At 71.7% G+C, this 19,306-nt stretch carries 19 protein-coding genes and 1 pseudogene; all 20 read left to right on the top strand.

Going from position 1 to position 19,306, the window contains the following annotated elements:
• Nucleotides 1-226: 226 nt before the first annotated feature.
• The 20 genes and pseudogenes from ABZ693_RS23860 (at nt 227) to ABZ693_RS23765 (ending at nt 19,132) form a co-directional block, all read left to right on the top strand.
• The gene (locus tag ABZ693_RS23860) at nt 227-1,687 is read left to right on the top strand and encodes an ammonium transporter (protein ID WP_359880726.1); all 1,461 of its coding nucleotides are present in this window, start codon (nt 227-229) and stop codon (nt 1,685-1,687) included.
• Between the two features lie 144 nt (nt 1,688-1,831).
• On the top strand, nt 1,832-3,385 hold the full coding sequence (ffh, locus tag ABZ693_RS23855; RefSeq protein ID WP_359880723.1) for a signal recognition particle protein: 1,554 nt from the start codon (nt 1,832-1,834) through the stop codon (nt 3,383-3,385).
• A 250-nt stretch (nt 3,386-3,635) separates the two neighbouring features.
• Nucleotides 3,636-5,576: an ATP-dependent zinc metalloprotease FtsH gene (ftsH, locus tag ABZ693_RS23850; RefSeq protein ID WP_359880721.1), complete on the top strand. Its 1,941-nt coding sequence runs from the start codon at nt 3,636-3,638 to the stop codon at nt 5,574-5,576.
• Between the two features lie 284 nt (nt 5,577-5,860).
• Complete coding sequence (locus ABZ693_RS23845; RefSeq protein WP_359880718.1) at nt 5,861-6,454, top strand: hypothetical protein; 594 nt, start codon at nt 5,861-5,863, stop codon at nt 6,452-6,454.
• Nucleotides 6,455-6,611: 157 nt separating this feature from the next.
• Nucleotides 6,612-7,055: a 30S ribosomal protein S16 gene (gene rpsP / locus ABZ693_RS23840; RefSeq protein ID WP_359880717.1), complete on the top strand. Its 444-nt coding sequence runs from the start codon at nt 6,612-6,614 to the stop codon at nt 7,053-7,055.
• Between the two features lie 2 nt (nt 7,056-7,057).
• On the top strand, nt 7,058-7,297 hold the full coding sequence (locus ABZ693_RS23835) for an RNA-binding protein (protein WP_056566048.1): 240 nt from the start codon (nt 7,058-7,060) through the stop codon (nt 7,295-7,297).
• A 77-nt stretch (nt 7,298-7,374) separates the two neighbouring features.
• Entirely contained in the window at nt 7,375-8,007 is a 633-nt protein-coding gene (rimM, locus tag ABZ693_RS23830) for a ribosome maturation factor RimM (protein WP_359880714.1), read from the top strand.
• On the top strand, nt 8,007-8,828 hold the full coding sequence (trmD, locus tag ABZ693_RS23825; RefSeq protein WP_359880712.1) for a tRNA (guanosine(37)-N1)-methyltransferase TrmD: 822 nt from the start codon (nt 8,007-8,009) through the stop codon (nt 8,826-8,828). Before rimM ends, trmD begins: the two co-directional genes overlap by 1 nt.
• Nucleotides 8,829-8,955: 127 nt before the next feature.
• On the top strand, nt 8,956-9,306 hold the full coding sequence (gene rplS, locus ABZ693_RS23820) for a 50S ribosomal protein L19 (protein WP_359880710.1): 351 nt from the start codon (nt 8,956-8,958) through the stop codon (nt 9,304-9,306).
• A gap of 39 nt (nt 9,307-9,345) precedes the next feature.
• Complete coding sequence (gene lepB / locus ABZ693_RS23815; RefSeq protein WP_359880707.1) at nt 9,346-10,311, top strand: signal peptidase I; 966 nt, start codon at nt 9,346-9,348, stop codon at nt 10,309-10,311.
• Nucleotides 10,304-11,339, top strand: a pseudogene (lepB, locus tag ABZ693_RS23810) (signal peptidase I); the annotation flags it as partial. The gene lepB (ABZ693_RS23815) and the pseudogene lepB (ABZ693_RS23810), both read left to right, overlap by 8 nt.
• Nucleotides 11,266-12,198: a signal peptidase I gene (lepB, locus tag ABZ693_RS23805; protein WP_359880704.1), complete on the top strand. Its 933-nt coding sequence runs from the start codon at nt 11,266-11,268 to the stop codon at nt 12,196-12,198. The pseudogene lepB (ABZ693_RS23810) and the gene lepB (ABZ693_RS23805), both read left to right, overlap by 74 nt.
• Nucleotides 12,199-12,267: 69 nt before the next feature.
• Entirely contained in the window at nt 12,268-13,089 is an 822-nt protein-coding gene (gene lepB, locus ABZ693_RS23800; protein WP_359880701.1) for a signal peptidase I, read from the top strand.
• On the top strand, nt 13,086-13,673 hold the full coding sequence (locus ABZ693_RS23795) for an NUDIX hydrolase (RefSeq protein WP_359880698.1): 588 nt from the start codon (nt 13,086-13,088) through the stop codon (nt 13,671-13,673). The genes lepB (ABZ693_RS23800) and ABZ693_RS23795 overlap by 4 nt, the downstream gene beginning before the upstream one ends.
• Nucleotides 13,674-13,728: 55 nt before the next feature.
• Entirely contained in the window at nt 13,729-14,037 is a 309-nt protein-coding gene (locus ABZ693_RS23790; RefSeq protein WP_359880697.1) for a DUF2469 domain-containing protein, read from the top strand.
• 133 nt (nt 14,038-14,170) lie between these two features.
• Nucleotides 14,171-14,572, top strand: a complete 402-nt coding sequence (locus tag ABZ693_RS23785) for a YraN family protein (protein WP_359880694.1) — start codon at nt 14,171-14,173, stop codon at nt 14,570-14,572.
• The gene (locus tag ABZ693_RS23780) at nt 14,572-16,200 is read left to right on the top strand and encodes a YifB family Mg chelatase-like AAA ATPase (protein ID WP_359880691.1); all 1,629 of its coding nucleotides are present in this window, start codon (nt 14,572-14,574) and stop codon (nt 16,198-16,200) included. Before ABZ693_RS23785 ends, ABZ693_RS23780 begins: the two co-directional genes overlap by 1 nt.
• The gene (gene dprA / locus ABZ693_RS23775; RefSeq protein WP_435842519.1) at nt 16,197-17,432 is read left to right on the top strand and encodes a DNA-processing protein DprA; all 1,236 of its coding nucleotides are present in this window, start codon (nt 16,197-16,199) and stop codon (nt 17,430-17,432) included. The genes ABZ693_RS23780 and dprA overlap by 4 nt, the downstream gene beginning before the upstream one ends.
• 245 nt (nt 17,433-17,677) lie before the next feature.
• Complete coding sequence (whiG, locus tag ABZ693_RS23770) at nt 17,678-18,514, top strand: RNA polymerase sigma factor WhiG (RefSeq protein ID WP_359880689.1); 837 nt, start codon at nt 17,678-17,680, stop codon at nt 18,512-18,514.
• A 57-nt stretch (nt 18,515-18,571) separates the two neighbouring features.
• A complete protein-coding gene (locus ABZ693_RS23765) occupies nt 18,572-19,132 on the top strand; it encodes a TetR/AcrR family transcriptional regulator (protein ID WP_359880835.1) in 561 nt (186 codons plus the stop codon).
• The last annotated feature ends 174 nt before the right edge of the window (nt 19,133-19,306 follow it).

Here is a 19,306-nt window from a genome sequence, read left to right as displayed (position 1 = left end):
CGGGAGTCCGGGCTATGCCGGATCGCGCCCCCGGCGGGCACGCATATGCCCGGCCGTTCACGGTCGCGTAACACGCCCGCCGCCCCCGTCACCACGGCGAAACACCGCGCGGCACCGCCGGAAACCGGCCCGCGTCACGCTCGGGCGCAGTACCCCACCGTCCTCTGGCCCCGCCGTCCCGCCCGACGGGCACGGCCGCCGTCGACGTCGAGACGAGGAGACGCCGATGACCGCAGCCCTCACCCCCCTGGCCGCCGCGGACCCGCCCGCCCTGTCCGCCGCCAACACCGGCTTCATGCTCCTCTGCACCGCCCTGGTCATGCTGATGACCCCGGCCCTCGCCTTCTTCTACGGAGGCATGGTCCGCGCGAAGTCCACCGTCAACATGCTGATGATGAGCTTCGTCAGCCTCGGCATCGTCACCGTCCTGTGGGTGCTCTACGGCTTCAGCGTCGCCTTCGGCACCGACACCGCCTCCCTCGTCGGCTGGTCCTCCGACTACGCGGGCCTCGGCGGCATCGGCCTCACCGAGCTGTGGCACGGCTCCACCGTCCCCGTGTACGTGTTCGCCGTCTTCCAGCTGATGTTCGCCGTCCTCACCCCCGCCCTCATCAGCGGCGCCCTCGCCGACCGCGTCAAGTTCACGGCCTGGGCGCTCTTCGTCGCCCTGTGGGTCACCGCCGTCTACTTCCCCGTCGCCCACTGGGTCTGGGGCAGCGGCGGCTGGCTGTACGAACTCGGCGTCATCGACTTCGCCGGCGGCACCGCCGTCCACATCAACGCCGGCGCCGCCGCCCTCGGCGTCATCCTCGTCATCGGCAAGCGGACCGGCTTCCCCCACCGGCCGGCGCGCCCCCACAACCTCCCGCTCGTCATGCTCGGCGCCGGACTGCTCTGGTTCGGCTGGTTCGGCTTCAACGCCGGATCGTGGCTCGGCAACGACGACGGCGTCGGCGCCGTCATGTTCCTCAACACCCAGGTCGCCACCGCCGCCGCCATGCTCGCCTGGCTCGGCTACGAGAAGCTCCGCCACGGCGCCTTCACCAGCCTCGGCGCCGCCTCCGGCGCCGTCGCCGGACTCGTCGCCATCACCCCCTCCGGCGGCTCCTGCTCCCCGCTCGGCGCCCTCGCGATCGGCGCGGTCGCCGGCGTGCTGTGCGCCATGGCCGTCGGCCTCAAGCACCGCTTCGGATACGACGACTCCCTCGACGTCGTCGGCGTCCACCTCGTCGGCGGGGTCGCCGGCTCCCTCCTCGTCGGCCTGTTCGCCACCGGCGGCGTCCAGTCCGACGCCCGCGGCCTCCTCTACGGCGGCGGCCTCGGCCTGCTCGGCATCCAGGCCCTCGGTGTCTTCGCCGTCCTCGGCTACTCGCTCCTCGTCTCCGCGCTCCTCGCCCTCGTCCTGCACCGGACGATCGGGATGCGGGTCGCCGAGGACGCCGAGATCACCGGCATCGACCGGGCCGAGCACGCCGAGGCCGCGTACGACCTCGCCGCAGACGACCTCGCCGCAGACGACCTCGCCGAGGCCGACCGGGACGGCGGAGCCGGCGGGACGGACGGCGGCCATCCCGTACGCCCCGTCCTCGCTCCCGTCCCCGCGACCGTGGACACGACGGCCCTGGACACGACCCTGGACACGACGGCCCCCGCGACGGCGGAGAAAAAGGAGAAAGTAGACGCCTGAGGCCCGCGCCCGCCGCCCCGGAACCCGGTCCCGGACAGCCGGAGCACACCGGATCCGGCGGGCGCGGACACGGACATCGAGCGGCCGGATACCCTGGAGGGCAGTCCGTACGCCCGCCCACGACACCGAGGATCCGCGACCGCCGTGTTCGATACCCTCTCCGACCGCCTTGCAGCGACCTTCAAGAACCTCCGCGGCAAGGGTCGCCTGTCCGAGGCGGACATCGACGCCACCGCGCGTGAGATCCGTATCGCCCTGCTCGAAGCCGACGTGGCGCTGCCGGTCGTCCGGGCCTTCATCAAGAGCATCAAGGAGCGGGCGCTCGGCGCCGAGGTCTCCAAGGCGCTCAACCCCGCCCAGCAGATCATCAAGATCGTCAACGAGGAACTGGTCTCCATCCTCGGTGGCGAGACCCGCCGGCTCCGGTTCGCCAAGACCGCGCCGACCGTGATCATGCTCGCCGGTCTCCAGGGCGCCGGTAAGACCACCCTCGCCGGAAAGCTCGGCGTCTGGCTCAAGGGCCAGGGCCACACCCCGCTGCTCGTCGCCTGTGACCTCCAGCGCCCCAACGCCGTCAACCAGCTGTCGGTCGTCGCCGACCGCGCGGGCGTCGGCTTCTACGGCCCGCAGCCGGGCAACGGCGTCGGCGACCCGGTCCAGGTCGCCAAGGACTCCATCGAGTACGCCCGGTCGAAGATGCACGACGTCGTCATCGTCGACACCGCCGGCCGCCTCGGCATCGACCAGGAACTGATGCAGCAGGCCGCGGACATCCGCGACGCCGTGTCGCCCGACGAGGTCCTCTTCGTCGTCGACGCCATGATCGGTCAGGACGCGGTCAACACCGCCGAGGCCTTCCGTGACGGCGTCGGCTTCGACGGCGTGGTGCTGTCCAAGCTCGACGGCGACGCCCGCGGTGGTGCCGCGCTGTCCATCGCGCACGTCACCGGCAAGCAGATCATGTTCGCCTCCAACGGCGAGAAGCTGGACGACTTCGACGCGTTCCACCCGGACCGCATGGCGTCCCGCATCCTCGGCATGGGCGACATCATGTCGCTCATCGAGAAGGCCGAGCAGACCTTCAGCCAGGAGGAGGCCGCCAAGGTCGCCTCGAAGCTGGCCTCCAAGAAGGGCCAGGACTTCACCCTCGACGACTTCCTGGCCCAGATGGAGCAGGTCCGCAAGATGGGCTCCATCTCCAAGCTCCTCGGCATGCTGCCCGGCATGGCGCAGATGAAGGAGCAGATCAACAACATCGACGAGCGCGACGTCGACCGCACCGCCGCCATCATCAAGTCGATGACCCCGGCCGAGCGCCAGGACCCGACGATCATCAACGGCTCGCGCCGCGCCCGTATCGCCAAGGGTTCCGGCGTCGAGGTCAGCGCCGTCAAGGGCCTGGTCGAGCGCTTCTTCGAGGCCCGCAAGATGATGTCGCGCATGGCACAGGGCGGCGGCATGCCGGGCATGCCCGGGATGCCAGGCATGGGCGGCGGCCCCGGCCGGCAGAAGAAGCAGCTCAAGCAGGCCAAGGGCAAGCGCAAGAGCGGCAACCCGATGAAGCGGAAGGCCGAGGAGCAGGCCGCCCAGGCCAAGCGCGAGCAGGCCCAGGCCGGCGGCGCCTTCGGGCTGCCGGGCGCGGGCCAGGACGGCGGCGACTTCGAGCTGCCGGACGAGTTCAAGAAGTTCATGGGCTGAGGCCCCCGGCGCCCCTGACGGGCGCGCGCCTCACCGGCTTCCCGCGAAGGGGCCCGGAGCGGTACGAGACCGGACACGTCCGGTACGCCACCGCGCCGGGCCCCTTCGCCGTACGCCCGCGCCCGCGTCGCCGTTGCCGCCGTCCGCGCCGCGATCCCGGCGGAGGTCACCCGTATCGTCCCGCCATGCCGGAAACGCCCGGTTCCCCGATACTGGGGCCACTGCCGCCCCGAGGTTTCGAGGAGAACCCGTGGCCAACCCCGTACCCCCGCGCGACCGGACCGATCAGCCCTGGCGCTCGGAAGGGGCCCCGCCGCCCCCGCCGCCCCGGCGGAAGATGCCCGGCGGCTGGGGCGCGGTCATCCTCGTCGCCCTCGTCGTCTACCTCATCACCAACCTGGTCCTGTCCTTCTTCAACAAGGGTAACGAGGCGACCATCTCGTACACCGAGTTCAGCAAGCAGGTCGCCGCAGGCAACGTCTCCATGATCTATTCCAAGGGCGACGCCATCCAGGGCGAACTGAAGAAGGCGCAGCCCGTCCCCGACGACGGCAAGGGCGACTACACCAAGTTCCAGACCCAACGCCCCGCCTTCGCCGACGACAAGCTGTGGGAGGAGCTCACCCGGCAGCACGTCACCGTCACCGCCAAGCCGGTCGTCGAGGAGCGCAGCTTCCTCGCGAACCTGCTCCTCTCCCTCGCCCCGATGCTGCTCCTGGTCTTCCTGTGGGTGTTCATCGCCCGCCGGATGAGCGCCGGACTCGGCGGCGCGGGCGGCATGCTCGGCCGCAAGGCCCCGCCCAAACCCGTCGAACTCGAAGGCGGCAAACGCACCACCTTCGACGACGTCGCCGGCATCGACGAGGTCGAGGGCGAACTCAACGACGTCGTCGACTTCCTGAAGAACCCCGCCGCCTACCGCGCCATGGGCGCCAAGATGCCCCGCGGCGTCCTGCTCGCCGGACCGCCCGGAACCGGCAAGACCCTGCTCGCCCGCGCCGTCGCGGGGGAGGCGGGCGTGCCGTTCTTCTCCGCCTCCGCCTCCGAGTTCATCGAGATGATCGTCGGCGTCGGCGCCTCCCGCGTCCGCGAACTCTTCGCCGAGGCCCGCAAGGTCGCCCCCGCGATCATCTTCATCGACGAGATCGACACCATCGGCCGCGCCCGCGGCGGCGGCGCCGGCATGGGCGGTCACGACGAACGCGAACAGACCCTCAACCAGATCCTCACCGAGATGGACGGCTTCACCGGCTCCGAAGGCGTCATCGTGCTCGCCGCCACCAACCGCTCCGACGTCCTCGACCCCGCCCTCACCCGCCCCGGCCGCTTCGACCGCGTCGTGCACGTCAACCCGCCCGACCGCGGCGGCCGCGAGGCCATCCTGCGCATCCACACCCGCGAGATCCCGCTCGCCCGCGACGTCGACCTGGCCCACGTCGCCAAGACCACCCCCGGTATGACCGGCGCCGAACTCGCGAACCTCGCCAACGAGGCCGCCCTGCTCGCCGTCAAGCGCCGGCAGCAGCAGGTCACCCAGTCCGACCTCTCCGACGCCCTGGAGAAGGTCCAGCTCGGCGCCGAACGCCCGCTCGTCATGCCCGACGAGGAACGCCGCCGCACCGCGTACCACGAGAGCGGCCACGCGCTGCTCGGCATGCTCCAGCCCGGCGCCGACCCCGTCCGCAAGATCACCATCGTGCCGCGCGGCCGCGCCCTCGGCGTCACCCTGTCCACCCCGGAGGGCGACAAGTACGCCTACACCGAGGAGTACCTGCGCGGCCGGATCATCGGCGCCCTCGGCGGCATGGCCGCCGAACAGGTCGTCTTCGGCGTCGTCACGACCGGCGCCGAGAGCGACCTGGAGCAGGTCACGAGCATCGCGCGGGGCATGGCCGGCCGCTGGGGCATGAGCGAACACGTCGGCCGTCTCACCGCCATCCCCGCCGACGCGCAGCAGGCGTACGGGCTGTCCGCCGCGCCCGCCACCCTCGACCGGGTCGACGCCGAGATGCGCCGCATCGTCGACGAGTGCTACGAGAGCGCCGTACGCCAGCTGCGCGAGCACCGCGACAAACTCGACGCCCTCGCCGCCGCCCTGCTGGAGAACGAGACCCTGGAGGAGGCCGCGGCCTACCGGGCCGCCGGCATCCCGCGCCTCGCCAAGGACACCCCGGACACGGCCGCGGAGTAGCCCACGACCGTCGTCCGCGTCCGGAAACCGGACGCCCTGAGGTGGTATCCGGCCACCCTTTATGTGGAGACGGGGGGTGGTGCCCGAAGTCGGGCAAGGAAGCGGTACTGTCCCTTCCAGCTCTGCCCGGCGCGCGTGACATGCCCGCGCGCCAGGGCGTATGCGCCTGCCTATGTGCCGAACGCACCGGCCCTCACGCATCCGTACCGACTGACGGGTACGTGCAAAATATTTGAGTTGCCCCGGAATGGAACCCGTACGGCCTCCGGCTCGTTGTATCCGACGTGAGCACGACACCACCTGTTCTCGCCGCAGAGCTGGCGCAGGCGTGGTCCGAGATTCAGCGGAACCACCCCGAGCTGCCGGACCTTGCCGCGCCCGAGTCCCTGATCGGAGAGTCGTCGTCCGCCTGCGGCGCCGAGCTCTCCTTCGAGCGACTGCTTCATGAAGCAGTCCACGGCATCGCCGCCGCCCGAGGTGTCCGCGACACCTCCCGCGCCGGCCGCTACCACAACCGCAGATTCCTCGCGATCGCCGAGGAGCTGGGTCTCGACCACCCCGAGGAGCCACACGCCAGCAGCGGCTTCTCCCTGGTCACGCTCAACGCCGAGGCCCGGCGTCGCTACCGGCCGACCATCGAGCGGCTCCAGCGCGCCCTGAAGGCGCACACGGTCGCGACCGCCGCCGACACCAAGCGCTCCTTCCGCGGACCGGCCGCCCGGCACGGTTCCTCGGGCGGCGGCGTGCGGGTCAAGGCCGTCTGCGACTGCGGGCGCAACGTGCGCGTGGTGCCGTCCGTACTCGCCCAGGCGCCGATCGTCTGCGGCGGCTGCGGCAAGCCCTTCCGGATCCCGGAGACCGTGGGCGCCGCGAGCTGACCTCGTCACGTATGGCACAATGGCTAGCTGTACTCGACAGTCGCATAGGACCCCTCTCTCCTCCGGCTGACGCGTCCATCGGGCACTCGGGTACCACAACCCCACGTGGCATTCCGTTCGGTGCCCTACCACGTCAAGACCAGGAGACACCACTCCAGTGGCAGTCAAGATCAAGCTCAAGCGCCTCGGCAAGATTCGCCAGCCGCACTACCGCATCGTCGTCGCCGACTCGCGCACCCGTCGTGACGGTCGCGCGATCGAGGAGATCGGCCTCTACCACCCGACGTACAACCCGTCGCGTATCGAGGTCGACTCCGAGCGTGCGCAGTACTGGCTGTCCGTCGGCGCCCAGCCGACCGAGCCGGTTCTCGCCATCCTGAAGCTCACCGGCGACTGGCAGAAGGCCAAGGGCCTCCCCGCCCCGGAGAAGGCGCTGCTCGTCCCGGCGACCAAGGAAGCCAAGCGCGCCTCGTTCGACGAGTTCGCGAAGGCTCTCGAGGGCGACGAGGCCAAGGGTGAGGCCATCACCCCGAAGGCCAAGAAGGCTGACAAGAAGGCGGACGAGGCCGAGGCCGAGTCCACCGAGTCGACCGAGGCCTGATCATGCTCGAGGAGGCTCTCGAGCACCTCGTGAAGGGCATCGTCGAAAACCCCGACGACGTGCAGGTCGCCTCGCGCAACCTGCGTCGCGGCCGCGTTCTCGAGGTCCGGGTCCACCCCGACGACCTCGGCAAGGTGATCGGCCGCAACGGCCGCACCGCGCGTGCGCTGCGTACCGTCGTGGGTGCCATCGGCGGCCGTGGTATCCGGGTCGACCTCGTCGACGTGGACCAGGTCCGCTGAAGCTTTGACACCGGCACGGGCCGGGGAGGGCATGCCGCCCGCCCCGGCCCGTTGTCGTACGACAGGAGAGTTCACCAGTGCAGTTGGTAGTCGCGCGGATCGGCCGTGCCCATGGCATCAAGGGCGAGGTCACCGTCGAGGTGCGGACCGACGAGCCCGAGCTGCGGCTCGGACCCGGCGCCGTCCTGCACACGGACCCGGCCTCCACCGGGCCGCTCACCATCGAGACCGGCCGGGTGCACAGCGGCCGGCTGCTGCTCCGCTTCGCGGGCGTGACCGACCGCACCGCGGCCGAGGCCCTGCGCAACACCCTCCTCATCGCCGACGTCGATCCCGACGAGCTGCCCGAGGAGGAGGACGAGTACTACGACCACCAGCTGATGGACCTCGACGTCGTCCTCGTCGACGGCACCGAGATCGGCGTGATCACCGAGATCTCCCACCTGCCGTCGCAGGACCTGTTCATCGTCGAGCGGCCCGACGGTTCCGAGGTGATGATCCCGTTCGTCTCGGAGATCGTCACCGAGATCGACCTGGAGAACCAGCGCGCCGTCATCGCCCCGCCGCCCGGCCTCATCGACGAGTCCGAGGCCGTCGTCGCCTCCTCGCGCGACACGGAGGACGAGGGCGAGACGGAGGACGAGGCCGAGGACGAGGCGCAGGCCGCGGAGGGCGACTCGACCCGTACGACCGGCAGGGACGCCTCCTGATGCGCCTCGACGTCGTCACGATCTTCCCCGAGTACCTCGAACCGCTGAACGTCTCGCTCGTCGGCAAGGCCCGTGCCCGCGGCCAGCTCGATGTCCACGTCCACGACCTGCGCGACTGGACGTACGACCGGCACAACACCGTCGACGACACCCCGTACGGCGGCGGCCCCGGCATGGTCATGAAGACCGGCCCCTGGGGCGACGCCCTCGACCAGGCCCTCGCCGACGGCTACGAGTCCGGCGCCCACGGCCCGGTCCTCGTCGTCCCCACCCCCAGCGGCCGGCCCTTCACCCAGGAACTGGCCGTCGAACTCTCCGAGCGGCCCTGGCTGATCTTCACGCCCGCCCGCTACGAGGGCATCGACCGCCGGGTCATGGACGAGTACGCCACCCGCATCCCGGTCTACGAGGTCTCCATCGGCGACTACGTGCTGGCCGGCGGCGAGGCCGCCGTCCTGGTCGTCACCGAGGCCGTCGCCCGGCTGCTGCCCGGCGTCCTCGGCAACGCCGAGTCGCACCAGGACGACTCGTTCGCCCCCGGCGCCATGGCCAACCTGCTGGAAGGCCCCGTCTACACCAAGCCCCCGGAGTGGCGCGGCCGCGGCATCCCCGACGTCCTGCTCAGCGGGCACCACGGGAAGATCGCGCGCTGGCGCCGCGACGAGGCGTTCCGGCGCACCGCGGCCAACCGCCCGGACCTCATCGAGCGCTGCGACCCCGCCGCGTTCGACAAGAAGGACCGCGAGCTCCTGTCCATCCTCGGCTGGGCCCCCGAGCCCGGCGGCCGATTTTGGCGCAGGCCCCAGGCCGTGGAAGAATAGGCCGCTGTCGTACGTCCGGCGCGCGCCCCTGCCACAGGGGGAACGACGCCCGTCAGGACCGCGGCATCTCCAAACCATTCGTACGTACCGCTGATGACCTGTGGCATCGGCGAGGAAAGAGACCTCCATGGCCTCCCTGCTCGACCAGCTCAACGCCGGTTCCCTGCGTTCCGACGTCCCGGCCTTCCGTCCGGGTGACACCGTGAACGTCCACGTTCGCGTCATCGAGGGCAGCCGCTCCCGTATCCAGCAGTTCAAGGGTGTCGTCATCCGCCGTCAGGGCTCGGGCGTCTCCGAGACCTTCACGGTCCGCAAGGTCTCCTTCTCCGTCGGCGTCGAGCGCACCTTCCCGGTGAACAGCCCGATCTTCGAGAAGATCGAGCTCGTCTCCCGCGGTGACGTCCGTCGCGCCAAGCTCTACTACCTCCGTGAGCTGCGCGGCAAGGCTGCCAAGATCAAGGAGAAGCGCGACAACTGAGCTCGGTTCCACAGGGTGGCGGGATAAGCTCTGCCCCCGATGGACACCGCAGCACAGCACACGGAGCGCGATCGCTCCTCCGACGAGGAGGGGCGATCGCGCTCCGCGCGCGTTTCAGGGCCGGAACCGGCAGATCGGACCGGTCGGGCCGGTCAGGCAGATCAGGCAGATCAGGCAGAGTACGTCGAGGGCACCGACCGTGCCGTACGGGACGGCAGCGCCGCGTCCGGCGCGGACCCCGAGGACGGCGACGGTACGGAGGAGCGCGACGACACCGCGCCGTCCGGCGTGATGACATGGCGGCGTACGGGACTCATCGGCATCGCCTGCATGGTCTTCCTGCTGCTGTTCAGCCACTTCGTCCTGCAGCCCTTCCTGGTGCCGAGCGGCTCGATGGAGCCCACGCTCCAGGTCGGCGACCGGATCCTGGTCAACAAGCTGGCGTACCGTTTCGGCGACGAGCCGCGCCGCGGCGACGTGGTCGTCTTCGACGGCACCGGATCCTTCGTCCAGGAAGAGCCCGCCGGAAACCCGGTCACGGGCGCCCTGCACGCCGCCGCCGCGGCCCTCGGCCTCGCCGAGCCGGACGAGACCGACTTCGTGAAGCGGGTCGTCGGCACCGGCGGCGACCGGGTGGTCTGCTGCGACAAGGACGGCCGGATCAGCGTCAACGGCGTACCCGTCCAGGAGACGTACGTGATGTTCGGCGACCAGCCGTCCCGCGTCCCGTTCGACATCGTGGTCCCGGACGGCACCCTGTGGGTGATGGGCGACCACCGCAGCCAGTCCAGCGACTCCCGCGACCACCTGGGCCAGCCGGGCGGCGGGATGGTCCCGGTCGACATGGTCGTCGGGCGCGCCGACTGGATCGGCTGGCCGTTCGGCCGCTGGTCCACCGTGCCCCGTACGACCGCCTTCGACGCCGTACCGGCGTGGACCGCGAGCCGGCACGGGACCGCCGGCGCGGGGACCTCCGGCACCGGCGGCGGGCCCGGGCATGGGTAGCCGCGGCCGGGGCCGCGTGGCCGACGGGACCGACGGCGACCCCCGTACGTCACCGGGTCGGGCCGAACGCCGCCGCGTCGCCCGCAAGGTCAAGCGCCGCCGGCAGCGCTCCGCCGTCCGCGAGATCCCGGTCCTCGTCGGCGTCGCCGTGCTCATCGCCCTCGTCCTGAAGACCTTCCTGGTGCAGGCGTTCGTGATCCCGTCCGGCTCCATGGAGCAGACGATCCGGATCAGCGACCGTGTCCTCGTCGACAAACTGACACCGTGGTTCGGCTCGAAGCCGCAGCGCGGCGATGTCGTCGTGTTCAAGGACCCCGGCAACTGGCTCGGCCAGGAGGCCGCGCCGGCCGAGGACCCGGTGGGCCTCAAGCAGATCAAGCAGGCCCTGACCTTCATCGGCGTGATGCCGTCCGCCGACGAACGCGACCTGATCAAGCGGGTGATCGCGGTCGGCGGCGACACCGTGAAGTGCTGCGGCGCGGACGGCCGCATCACGGTCAACGGCGTCCCGCTCGACGAACCGTATCTGCACCCGGGTAACGCGCCCTCCAAGATCCCCTTCGAGGTGAAGGTCCCCCCGGGCCGGATCTTCGTGATGGGCGACCACCGCGGCGACTCCGCCGACTCCCGCTACCACCTCGACGAGCCGGAACACGGCACCGTCTCCGAGGAACAGGTCGTCGGCCGCGCCGTCGTCATCGCCTGGCCGATCGGCCACTGGCGGCGCCTGGAGCAGCCGCCCACCTTCGCGTCCGTACCGCGGCCGGCGACCGACGAGGCGAAGGCGGCAGCGGCGGTATCGCCCCAGGTGTCGCATAGTGTGTCCCCGCGACATACCAACGGAATACCCCGGCTCCCGACCCCGGCGGAACTTCTGCTCGTTATGGGAGTGGTGGGCCTGTCCCTGTCCAGGGCCGGGCGAGCGCACGGACTGAGGAGTGGAATGTGGGGGATGTGGCCGTCGGCGCACGACCCGGAAACGGCGAGCCCGAGGACAGGCCAGGACGGCCCGATCCGGCGGTGGCGGCCATGACCTCCGACTCCACGGGGACGCCGGACCCCGGCGGCGAGGACGACGGCGGCGGCGAGAGCGAGGGCCGCCGCGCGGACCGTGACCGGGACCGGAGCCAGACCCGCTCGTTCTGGAAGGAACTGCCGCTGCTCATCGGCATCGCGCTCGTCCTCGCGCTGCTGATCAAGACTTTCCTGGTGCAGGCGTTCTCCATCCCCTCCGACTCGATGATGAACACCCTCCAGCGCGGCGACCGGGTCCTCGTCGACAAGCTCACGCCGTGGTTCGGCTCCAAGCCCGAACGCGGTGAGGTCGTCGTCTTCCACGACCCGGGCGGCTGGCTGGAAGACGGCAACACCCCCGAGCCCAACGTCGTCCAGAAGGTCCTCAGCTTCATCGGACTCATGCCGTCCGCCGAAGAGAAGGACCTGATCAAGCGGGTGATCGCGGTCGGCGGCGATACCGTCTCCTGCAAGGAGGGCGGCAAGGTCGTCGTCAACGGCAAGGAACTCGACGAGAGCTCCTACCTGCGCCCCGGCACCGTGCCCTGCGACCCCGCCTTCGGCCCGGTCAAGGTCCCCAAGGACCGCATCTGGGTCATGGGCGACAACCGGCAGAACTCCCTCGACTCCCGCTTCCACATGGAACTCCCCGGTGGCGGCACCGTCTCCGACGACGAGGTCGTCGGCCGCGCCGTGGTCATCGCCTGGCCCGTGAACCGCTGGTCGACCCTGCCCGTCCCGTCCACCTTCGACCAGCCCGGCCTCGGCAAGGCCCTGGCCGTCGCCCCGGGCGCCATGGGCGTCGCCGGTGCGCTGCCTCTGGTGCTGTGGCGGCGCAAGAAGCGCGCCGCTCGCCATATCGCGGAGGAGTGACCCGCGGGTAGGGTGCCGTCCCGGACCGTCGCACGGACGGTCCGGCGGACCACCCGAGGTGCCATGCCCATGAGCGACACACCGCGTACGAGCGCCGCGCCGCGCACCGTCGCCCCGGCGCGCGCGAGCGCCCCACCGCGTACGAAGAACGGCCCCGGCCGCCTCGGCAACGTGCTGTCGGGGCTGGTCGTGGCCGTCGGCTGTGTCCTCTTCCTCGGCGGCTTCGCCCTCGCGGCCGTCCTCTACCGGCCGTACTCCGTGCCCACCGACTCCATGACCCCGACCCTCGACGTCGGCTCCAAGATCCTCGCCCAGCGCGTCGACGGCACCGACCTCCGGCGCGGGGACGTCGTCGTCTTCGACGACCCGCTGTGGGGCGACGCCACCATGGTCAAGCGGATCGTCGCGATCGGCGGCGACACCGTCGCCTGCTGCGGCACGGACGGGCGCCTCACCATCAACGGCACACCGGTCGACGAGCCGTACCTGGCGGCCGGCACCCCCGCCGCCGGGCAGCCGTTCTCCGTGACCGTCCCCGCCGGGAAACTCTTCCTCCTCGGCGACGACCGGCGCACCTCCCTGGACTCCCGCGCCCACCTCGAAGAGGCGGGCCGCGGCACCGTGTCGGCGTCCTCCGTCACCGCGCGCGTCGACGCCGTCGTCTGGCCCGCCAAGGGCCTCCTGGCCTCGCCCACCGGCTTCGCCGCGCTGCCCGGCGGCACCTCCCGGCCCGGCCCCGTCATGCCGCTCTTCTACGCGGTCGTCGCGGGGTGTGTCCTGATCCTGGCCGGAGCGGCGTACGGGCCACTGGCCCGGTTCCTCGGCCCGAAGAAGACGGCGGGCCAGGGGCGCACGACGGAGCGGCCCGGCAAGGACGCGGTGAGGACATGACGGAGCCGGCGGCGGACGCCCCGCTCCCGGACGATTCCGGCGGCGGTACGGGTGCGAACAAGGGGCCGCGTACGGGGCCGGAGCCGGGGTCGGAGTCGGGGGCCGGGGTCCGGAAGGTCGCCCGGGTCATCCTGCTCGACCCCGCCGACCGCATTCTGCTCCTGCACGGCCACGAGCCCGCCGACCCCACCCTGACCTGGTGGTTCACCCCGGGCGGCGGCGTGGAAGGCGACGAGAGCCGCGAAGAGGCCGCCCTGCGCGAACTCGCCGAGGAGACCGGCATCACCGATGTCCGGCTCGGCCCCGTGCTCTGGCGCCGGTACTGCTCCTTCTCCTTCGACGGCCGCCGCTGGAACCAGGACGAGTGGTACTACCTGGCCCGCACCACCCAGACCGCCGCCGCCTTCACCGCCCTCACCGAACTGGAGGCGCGCAGCGTCGACGGCCTGCGCTGGTGGACCTCCGCCGAACTGTCGGCGGCCCATGAGACGGTGTACCCCAACAGACTCGCGGAGCTGCTGCACCGGCTGCTCGACGAAGGACCCCCGAGTACACCGCTCGACCTCGCCCCGGAAATCGTTTAGGGGCCAGGGAGACTGGCGCACAATAGGGGGACGCACGGCTGAAGGGGAACATGCCATGAGTGCCGAGGACCTCGAGAAGTACGAGACCGAGATGGAGCTCAAGCTCTACCGGGAGTACCGCGACGTCGTCGGACTGTTCACCTACGTGATCGAGACCGAGCGTCGTTTCTACCTCACCAACGACTACGAGATGCAGGTGCACTCCGTCCAGGGCGAGGTGTTCTTCGAGGTCTCCATGGCCGACGCCTGGGTCTGGGACATGTACCGGCCGGCCCGCTTCGTGAAGCAGGTACGCGTCCTGACCTTCAAGGACGTGAACATCGAGGAGCTCAACAAGAGCGACCTCGAACTCCCCGGCAGCTGAGGACCGGTGGCCGGGGCCGGCCGCCGAGAATCACCCGTGTGAGTGACCAGGTTTTCCACAACTGGTCACTCCTCCACAGGCCCGCACACGCAGCGCCACGACGCGTCACAGTCGGTACCGGAGGTGGTACCGCATGAACGCGACCCAAGCACTCGGGCGTTACGGGGAAGAACTCGCCGCCCGCACCCTCATCGCGACCGGCCTGCACGTCCTCGCCAGGAACTGGCGCTGCGGCCGCGAAGGGGAGATCGACATCGTCGCCCGCGACGGGGACACCCTCGTCGTCTGCGAGGTCAAGACCCGCCGCGAAGGCCCTTTCGAACATCCCATGGCCGCCGTCACGCCACGCAAGGCGGAACGGCTGCGGCACCTCGCCGCCTGCTGGCTCCACCGGTACGGGGCGCCGCCCGGCACTCCGCCCGGCGCGCCACCGGACGGGCGGCCCTCTGTCGGCTCCGTCCGCATCGACCTCGTCGGCATCGTCCTGCCCCGCCGGGGCGCACCCGTCGTCACCCACGCCCGGGGGATCGCCTGATGGGATTCGCCCGCACCTGCTCCGTCGCCCTCGTCGGCGTCGAAGGCGTCGTCGTCGAAGTCCAGGCCGACCTCGAACCCGGCGTCGCCGCCTTCACCCTCGTCGGACTCCCCGACAAGAGCCTCACCGAGAGCCGCGACCGCGTTCGCGCCGCCATCGTCAACTCCCAGGCCGAATGGCCCCAGAAGAAGATCACCGTGGGCCTCAGCCCCGCCTCCGTCCCGAAAGGCGGCTCGGGTTTCGATCTCGCCGTAGCGGCGGCCTTGCTTGCCGCCGCCGAACGCATCAACCCCACGGCCATCGCCGACCTCGTCCTCATCGGCGAACTCGGCCTCGACGGCCGCGTCCGCCCCGTCCGCGGCATCCTGCCCGCCGTCCTCGCCGCCGCCGACGCCGGCTACCACCAGGTCGTCGTCCCCGAACAGACCGCCGGCGAAGCCGCCCTGGTCCCCGGGGTCTCCGTCCTCGGCGTCCGCACCCTGCGCCAGCTCATCGCGATCCTCACCGGCGAACCCGTCCCCCAGGAGCCACCCCACGAGGACGGCCGGCCCGACCCGATGCTCGCCGGACTCCTCCTCCCCGGGGCGGGAGCCGGCACCGGCCTCGCCGCCGGGCCCGCCGGACAACCCGCCGACACCCTGCCCGACCTCGCCGACGTCGCGGGGCAGCACACCGCCCGCCGCGCCCTCGAAATCGCCGCCGCCGGCGGCCACCACCTGTTTCTCACCGGACCGCCCGGCGCCGGGAAGACCATGCTCGCCGAACGACTCCCCGGCATCCTGCCGCCCCTCACCCGTCAGGAATCCCTCGAAGCCACCGCCGTCCACTCCGTCGCCGGCATCCTCCCGCCCGGCGAACCCCTCGTCCGCCACGCGCCCTACTGCGCGCCCCACCACTCCGCGACCATGCAGTCCCTGGTCGGCGGCGGCAACGGACTGCCCCGCCCCGGAGCCGTCTCCCTCGCTCATCGAGGTGTGCTTTTTCTGGATGAATCACCAGAATTCAGCGCCAAAGCGCTCGACGCCCTGCGCCAGCCCCTCGAATCCGGGCACGTCATCGTCGCCCGCGCCGCCGGCGTCGTCCGGCTCCCCGCCCGCTTCCTGCTCGTCCTCGCGGCCAACCCCTGCCCCTGCGGCCGCCACACCCTCCACGGCACCGGCTGCGAGTGCCCCTCCGCCGTCATCCGCCGCTACCAGGCCCGCCTGTCCGGCCCCCTCCTCGACCGCGTCGACCTCCGCGTCGAAGCCCGCCCCGTCACCCGCTCCGACCTCCTCGGCCACGGCCCCCGCGGCGAACCCAGCAGCACCGTCGCCGCCCGCGTCCGCGAAGCCCGCGACCGCGCCGCCACCCGCCTCGCCGACACCCCCTGGACCGTCAACAGCGCCATCCCCGGCCACGCGCTGCGCACTCGCTTCCCCGCCGCGCCCGGCGCCCTCGCCGCCGTCGAACACGACCTCGAACGCGGCCTGCTCACCGCCCGCGGCCTCGACCGCGTCCTCCGCGTCGCCTGGACCGTCGCCGACCTCGCCGGACACGACCGGCCCACCGCCGACGACCTCGCCCTCGCCCTCGAACTCCGCACCGGCATCGCCCGAGGCATCCCCGCCACCCAGGGGGAGTGGACATGACCGAAGCGGACATGACCGCCGGCCGACACCCCCACGAGACCGAACGCCTCGCCCGCGCCGCCCTCACCCACATCGTCGAACCCGGCGACGAACACGCCGGCCGGGCCCTGCGCCACCTCGGCCCCACCGGCCTCCTGCGGCTCCTCGCCGAACCCGGTGACCAGCCGCCGCTGCCCGGTACCGGCCCCGATCCGGCCGCTGAACCAGACCTTGAGCGGGCCCTCCCCGACACCGGCCCCCAGCGCCTCGCGAGCTGGCGCCGCCGCGCCCGTACCGTGACACCCGAACACGACCTCGACCGGATCGCCCGCCTCGGCGGACGCTTCCTCATCCCCGGCGACCCCGAATGGCCCAGCCAGCTCGACGACCTCGGCGACACCCGCCCCCTCGGCCTCTGGGTCCGCGGCCCCGCCGACCTGCGCACCTGGGCCCTCCGCTCCGTCGCCGTCGTCGGCGCCCGCGCCTGCACCCCGTACGGCGCCCACGCCGCCGCCACCCTCGCCGCGGGACTCGCCGAACGCGGCTGGGTCGTCGTCTCCGGAGCCGCGTACGGCGTCGACGCCGCCGCCCACCGGGGCGCCCTCGGCTCCGGCGGCGCCACCGTCGCCGTCCTCGCCTGCGGAGTCGACGTCCCCTACCCCCGCGGCCACGCCCAGCTCCTCGCCCGCGTCGCCGAACAAGGCCTCGTCATCGGCGAACTCCCACCCGGCGGCCACCCCACCCGCAGCCGCTTTGTCCTGCGCAACCGCGTCATCGCCGCCCTCACCCGCGGCACCGTCGTCGTCGAAGCCCCCTACCGCAGCGGCTCCCTCGTCACCGCCCGCGCCGCCGCCCGCCTCGGCCGCCACACCATGGGCATCCCCGGCCCCGTGACCAGCGGACTCTCCGCAGGGGTCCACGAACTCCTGCGCGGCGAAGCCACCCTCGTCACCGACGCCGCCGATGTCATCGAACTCGTCGGCGACATCGGTGAACTCGCCCCGCTCCGCCGCGGTCCCGTCCTGTCCCGCGACCTCCTCGCCCCCGACACCGCCCGCGTCCTCGAAGCCCTCCCCGGCCGGGACGCCGCACCCGTCGCCGACATCGCCACCCGGGCCGGCACCCACCCCGACCACGCCCTCGCCAAACTGTACGAACTCCACTCCCTCGGGTTCGTCGAACGACGGCAGGACGAATGGCAGTTGACGAACAGGAGAACCGAACCCTCGAACGCCCGGCATGGCGGTACTTGACCCGGAGCATTCGGGTGAAATGGTGAAGCCGATGAGCAAGCGAGTTCTCTCGGTCATCCCCAAGGGGCCGACCCGCGCCACGGCCCCCTCTCGAAGACATGGACGACGACGGCACCCCGGACCGGCGCCATCCACCGCTGTTCGCGCACCGCGACCGCACACTCACGCTACGCTCACGAAGTTCCCCCGCCCGCTCCCCGTACCGTCACCTCCGCACCCGACAGCAGAACGGCTCAAGGCAACGCATGCCCCAGCACACCTCCGGGTCTGACCGCGCTGCGGTGCCCCCAGCAGCCCGGGGCACCGTGCGGCCACCCGCCCCCACCACGCTCGACGAGCTGTGGCGGTCGTACAAGGACACCGGCGACGAGCGGCTGCGGGAACAGCTGATCCTGCACTACTCACCCCTCGTCAAATACGTCGCCGGACGCGTCAGCGTCGGTCTCCCCTCCAATGTCGAGCAGGCCGACTTCGTCTCCTCCGGAGTCTTCGGACTCATCGACGCCATCGAGAAGTTCGACGTCGAGCGCTCCATCAAGTTCGAGACGTACGCCATCACGCGCATCCGCGGCGCGATGATCGACGAACTCCGCGCCCTCGACTGGATCCCGCGCTCCGTCCGCCAGAAGGCCCGCAACGTCGAGCGGGCCTACGCGACCCTCGAAGCGCAACTCCGGCGCACCCCCTCCGAAGCGGAAGTCGCCGACGAGATGGGAATCGCTCTGGAGGAACTGCACACTGTTTTCAGCCAGTTGTCGCTGGCCAACGTCGTCGCCCTCGAAGAGCTCCTGCACGTCGGCGGCGAGGGCGGCGACCGGCTGTCGCTCATGGACACCCTTGAGGACACCGCCGCCGACAATCCCGTCGAAGTCGCCGAGGACCGCGAACTGCGCCGGCTCCTGGCCCGCGCGATCAACACCCTTCCCGAGCGCGAGAAGACCGTCGTCACGCTCTACTACTACGAGGGCCTGACTCTGGCTGAGATCGGCCACGTCCTCGGCGTCACCGAGAGCCGGGTCAGCCAGATCCACACCAAGTCCGTTCTCCAGCTCCGCGCCAAACTGGCGGACGTGGGCCGCTGACTTTCGGCACCCCCGCCGCCGTACAGTGGATCCGTGCCCAGGATTCGAGCGGCCTCCGTGGCCGAGCACCGGACCATGCAGCGCGGCGCCCTCCTGGACGCCGCGCGCTCCCTGCTGTCCGAAGGCGGGACGGAGGCGCTGACCTTCCCCGCTCTCGCCGAGCGCACGGGCCTGGCCCGCTCCTCGGTCTACGAGTACTTCCGGTCCCGGGCGGCCGTCGTCGAGGAACTGTGCGCCGTCGACTTCCCCGTCTGGGCCGCCGAGGTCGAAGCCGCCATGGCCGGCGCCACGACCGCCGAGGGCAAGATCGAGGCGTACGTCCGGACCCAGCTGGACCTGGTGGGGGACCGGCGCCACCGCGCGGTCGTCGCGATCTCCGCGAGCGAACTCGACGACGGCGCCCGGGAGAAGATCCGCGCCGCCCACGGCGGCCTCGTCACCATGATCGTGGACGCGCTCTCCGCACTCGGCCGCCCCCGGCCCCGCCTGGAGGCCATGCTCCTCCAAGGCGTCGTCGACGCCGCCGTCCGCCGCCTCGAACTCGGCGCCGCCGAGGATCCGGCCACCATCGCGGACGCCGCGGTATCCATGGCCCTGGGCGGTATCCGCGGCGTTTGAGCCGTTCCTGGGGGTCATCGCGCCTCCTGCCCTTTCTCGTGCGCGGCCTCGCTGAGTGCTGTTGCCTGGGGCGACGTGGCGTGGGCGGCGTCGGCGTTTGTCGCACCAAGGGGGGGGCGCGCGGCGGCCCCCGGGGCCCCCGCGCGCCCCCACCCCGCGCCCCCCCCCCCCGCC

Origin of the sequence: Streptomyces laurentii, from assembly GCF_040635425.1 — a bacterium.
GTDB lineage: Bacteria > Actinomycetota > Actinomycetes > Streptomycetales > Streptomycetaceae > Streptomyces > Streptomyces laurentii.
Note: the sequence above shows the minus strand (reverse complement) of the source record. Positions and strands in the feature narration are given on the sequence as shown.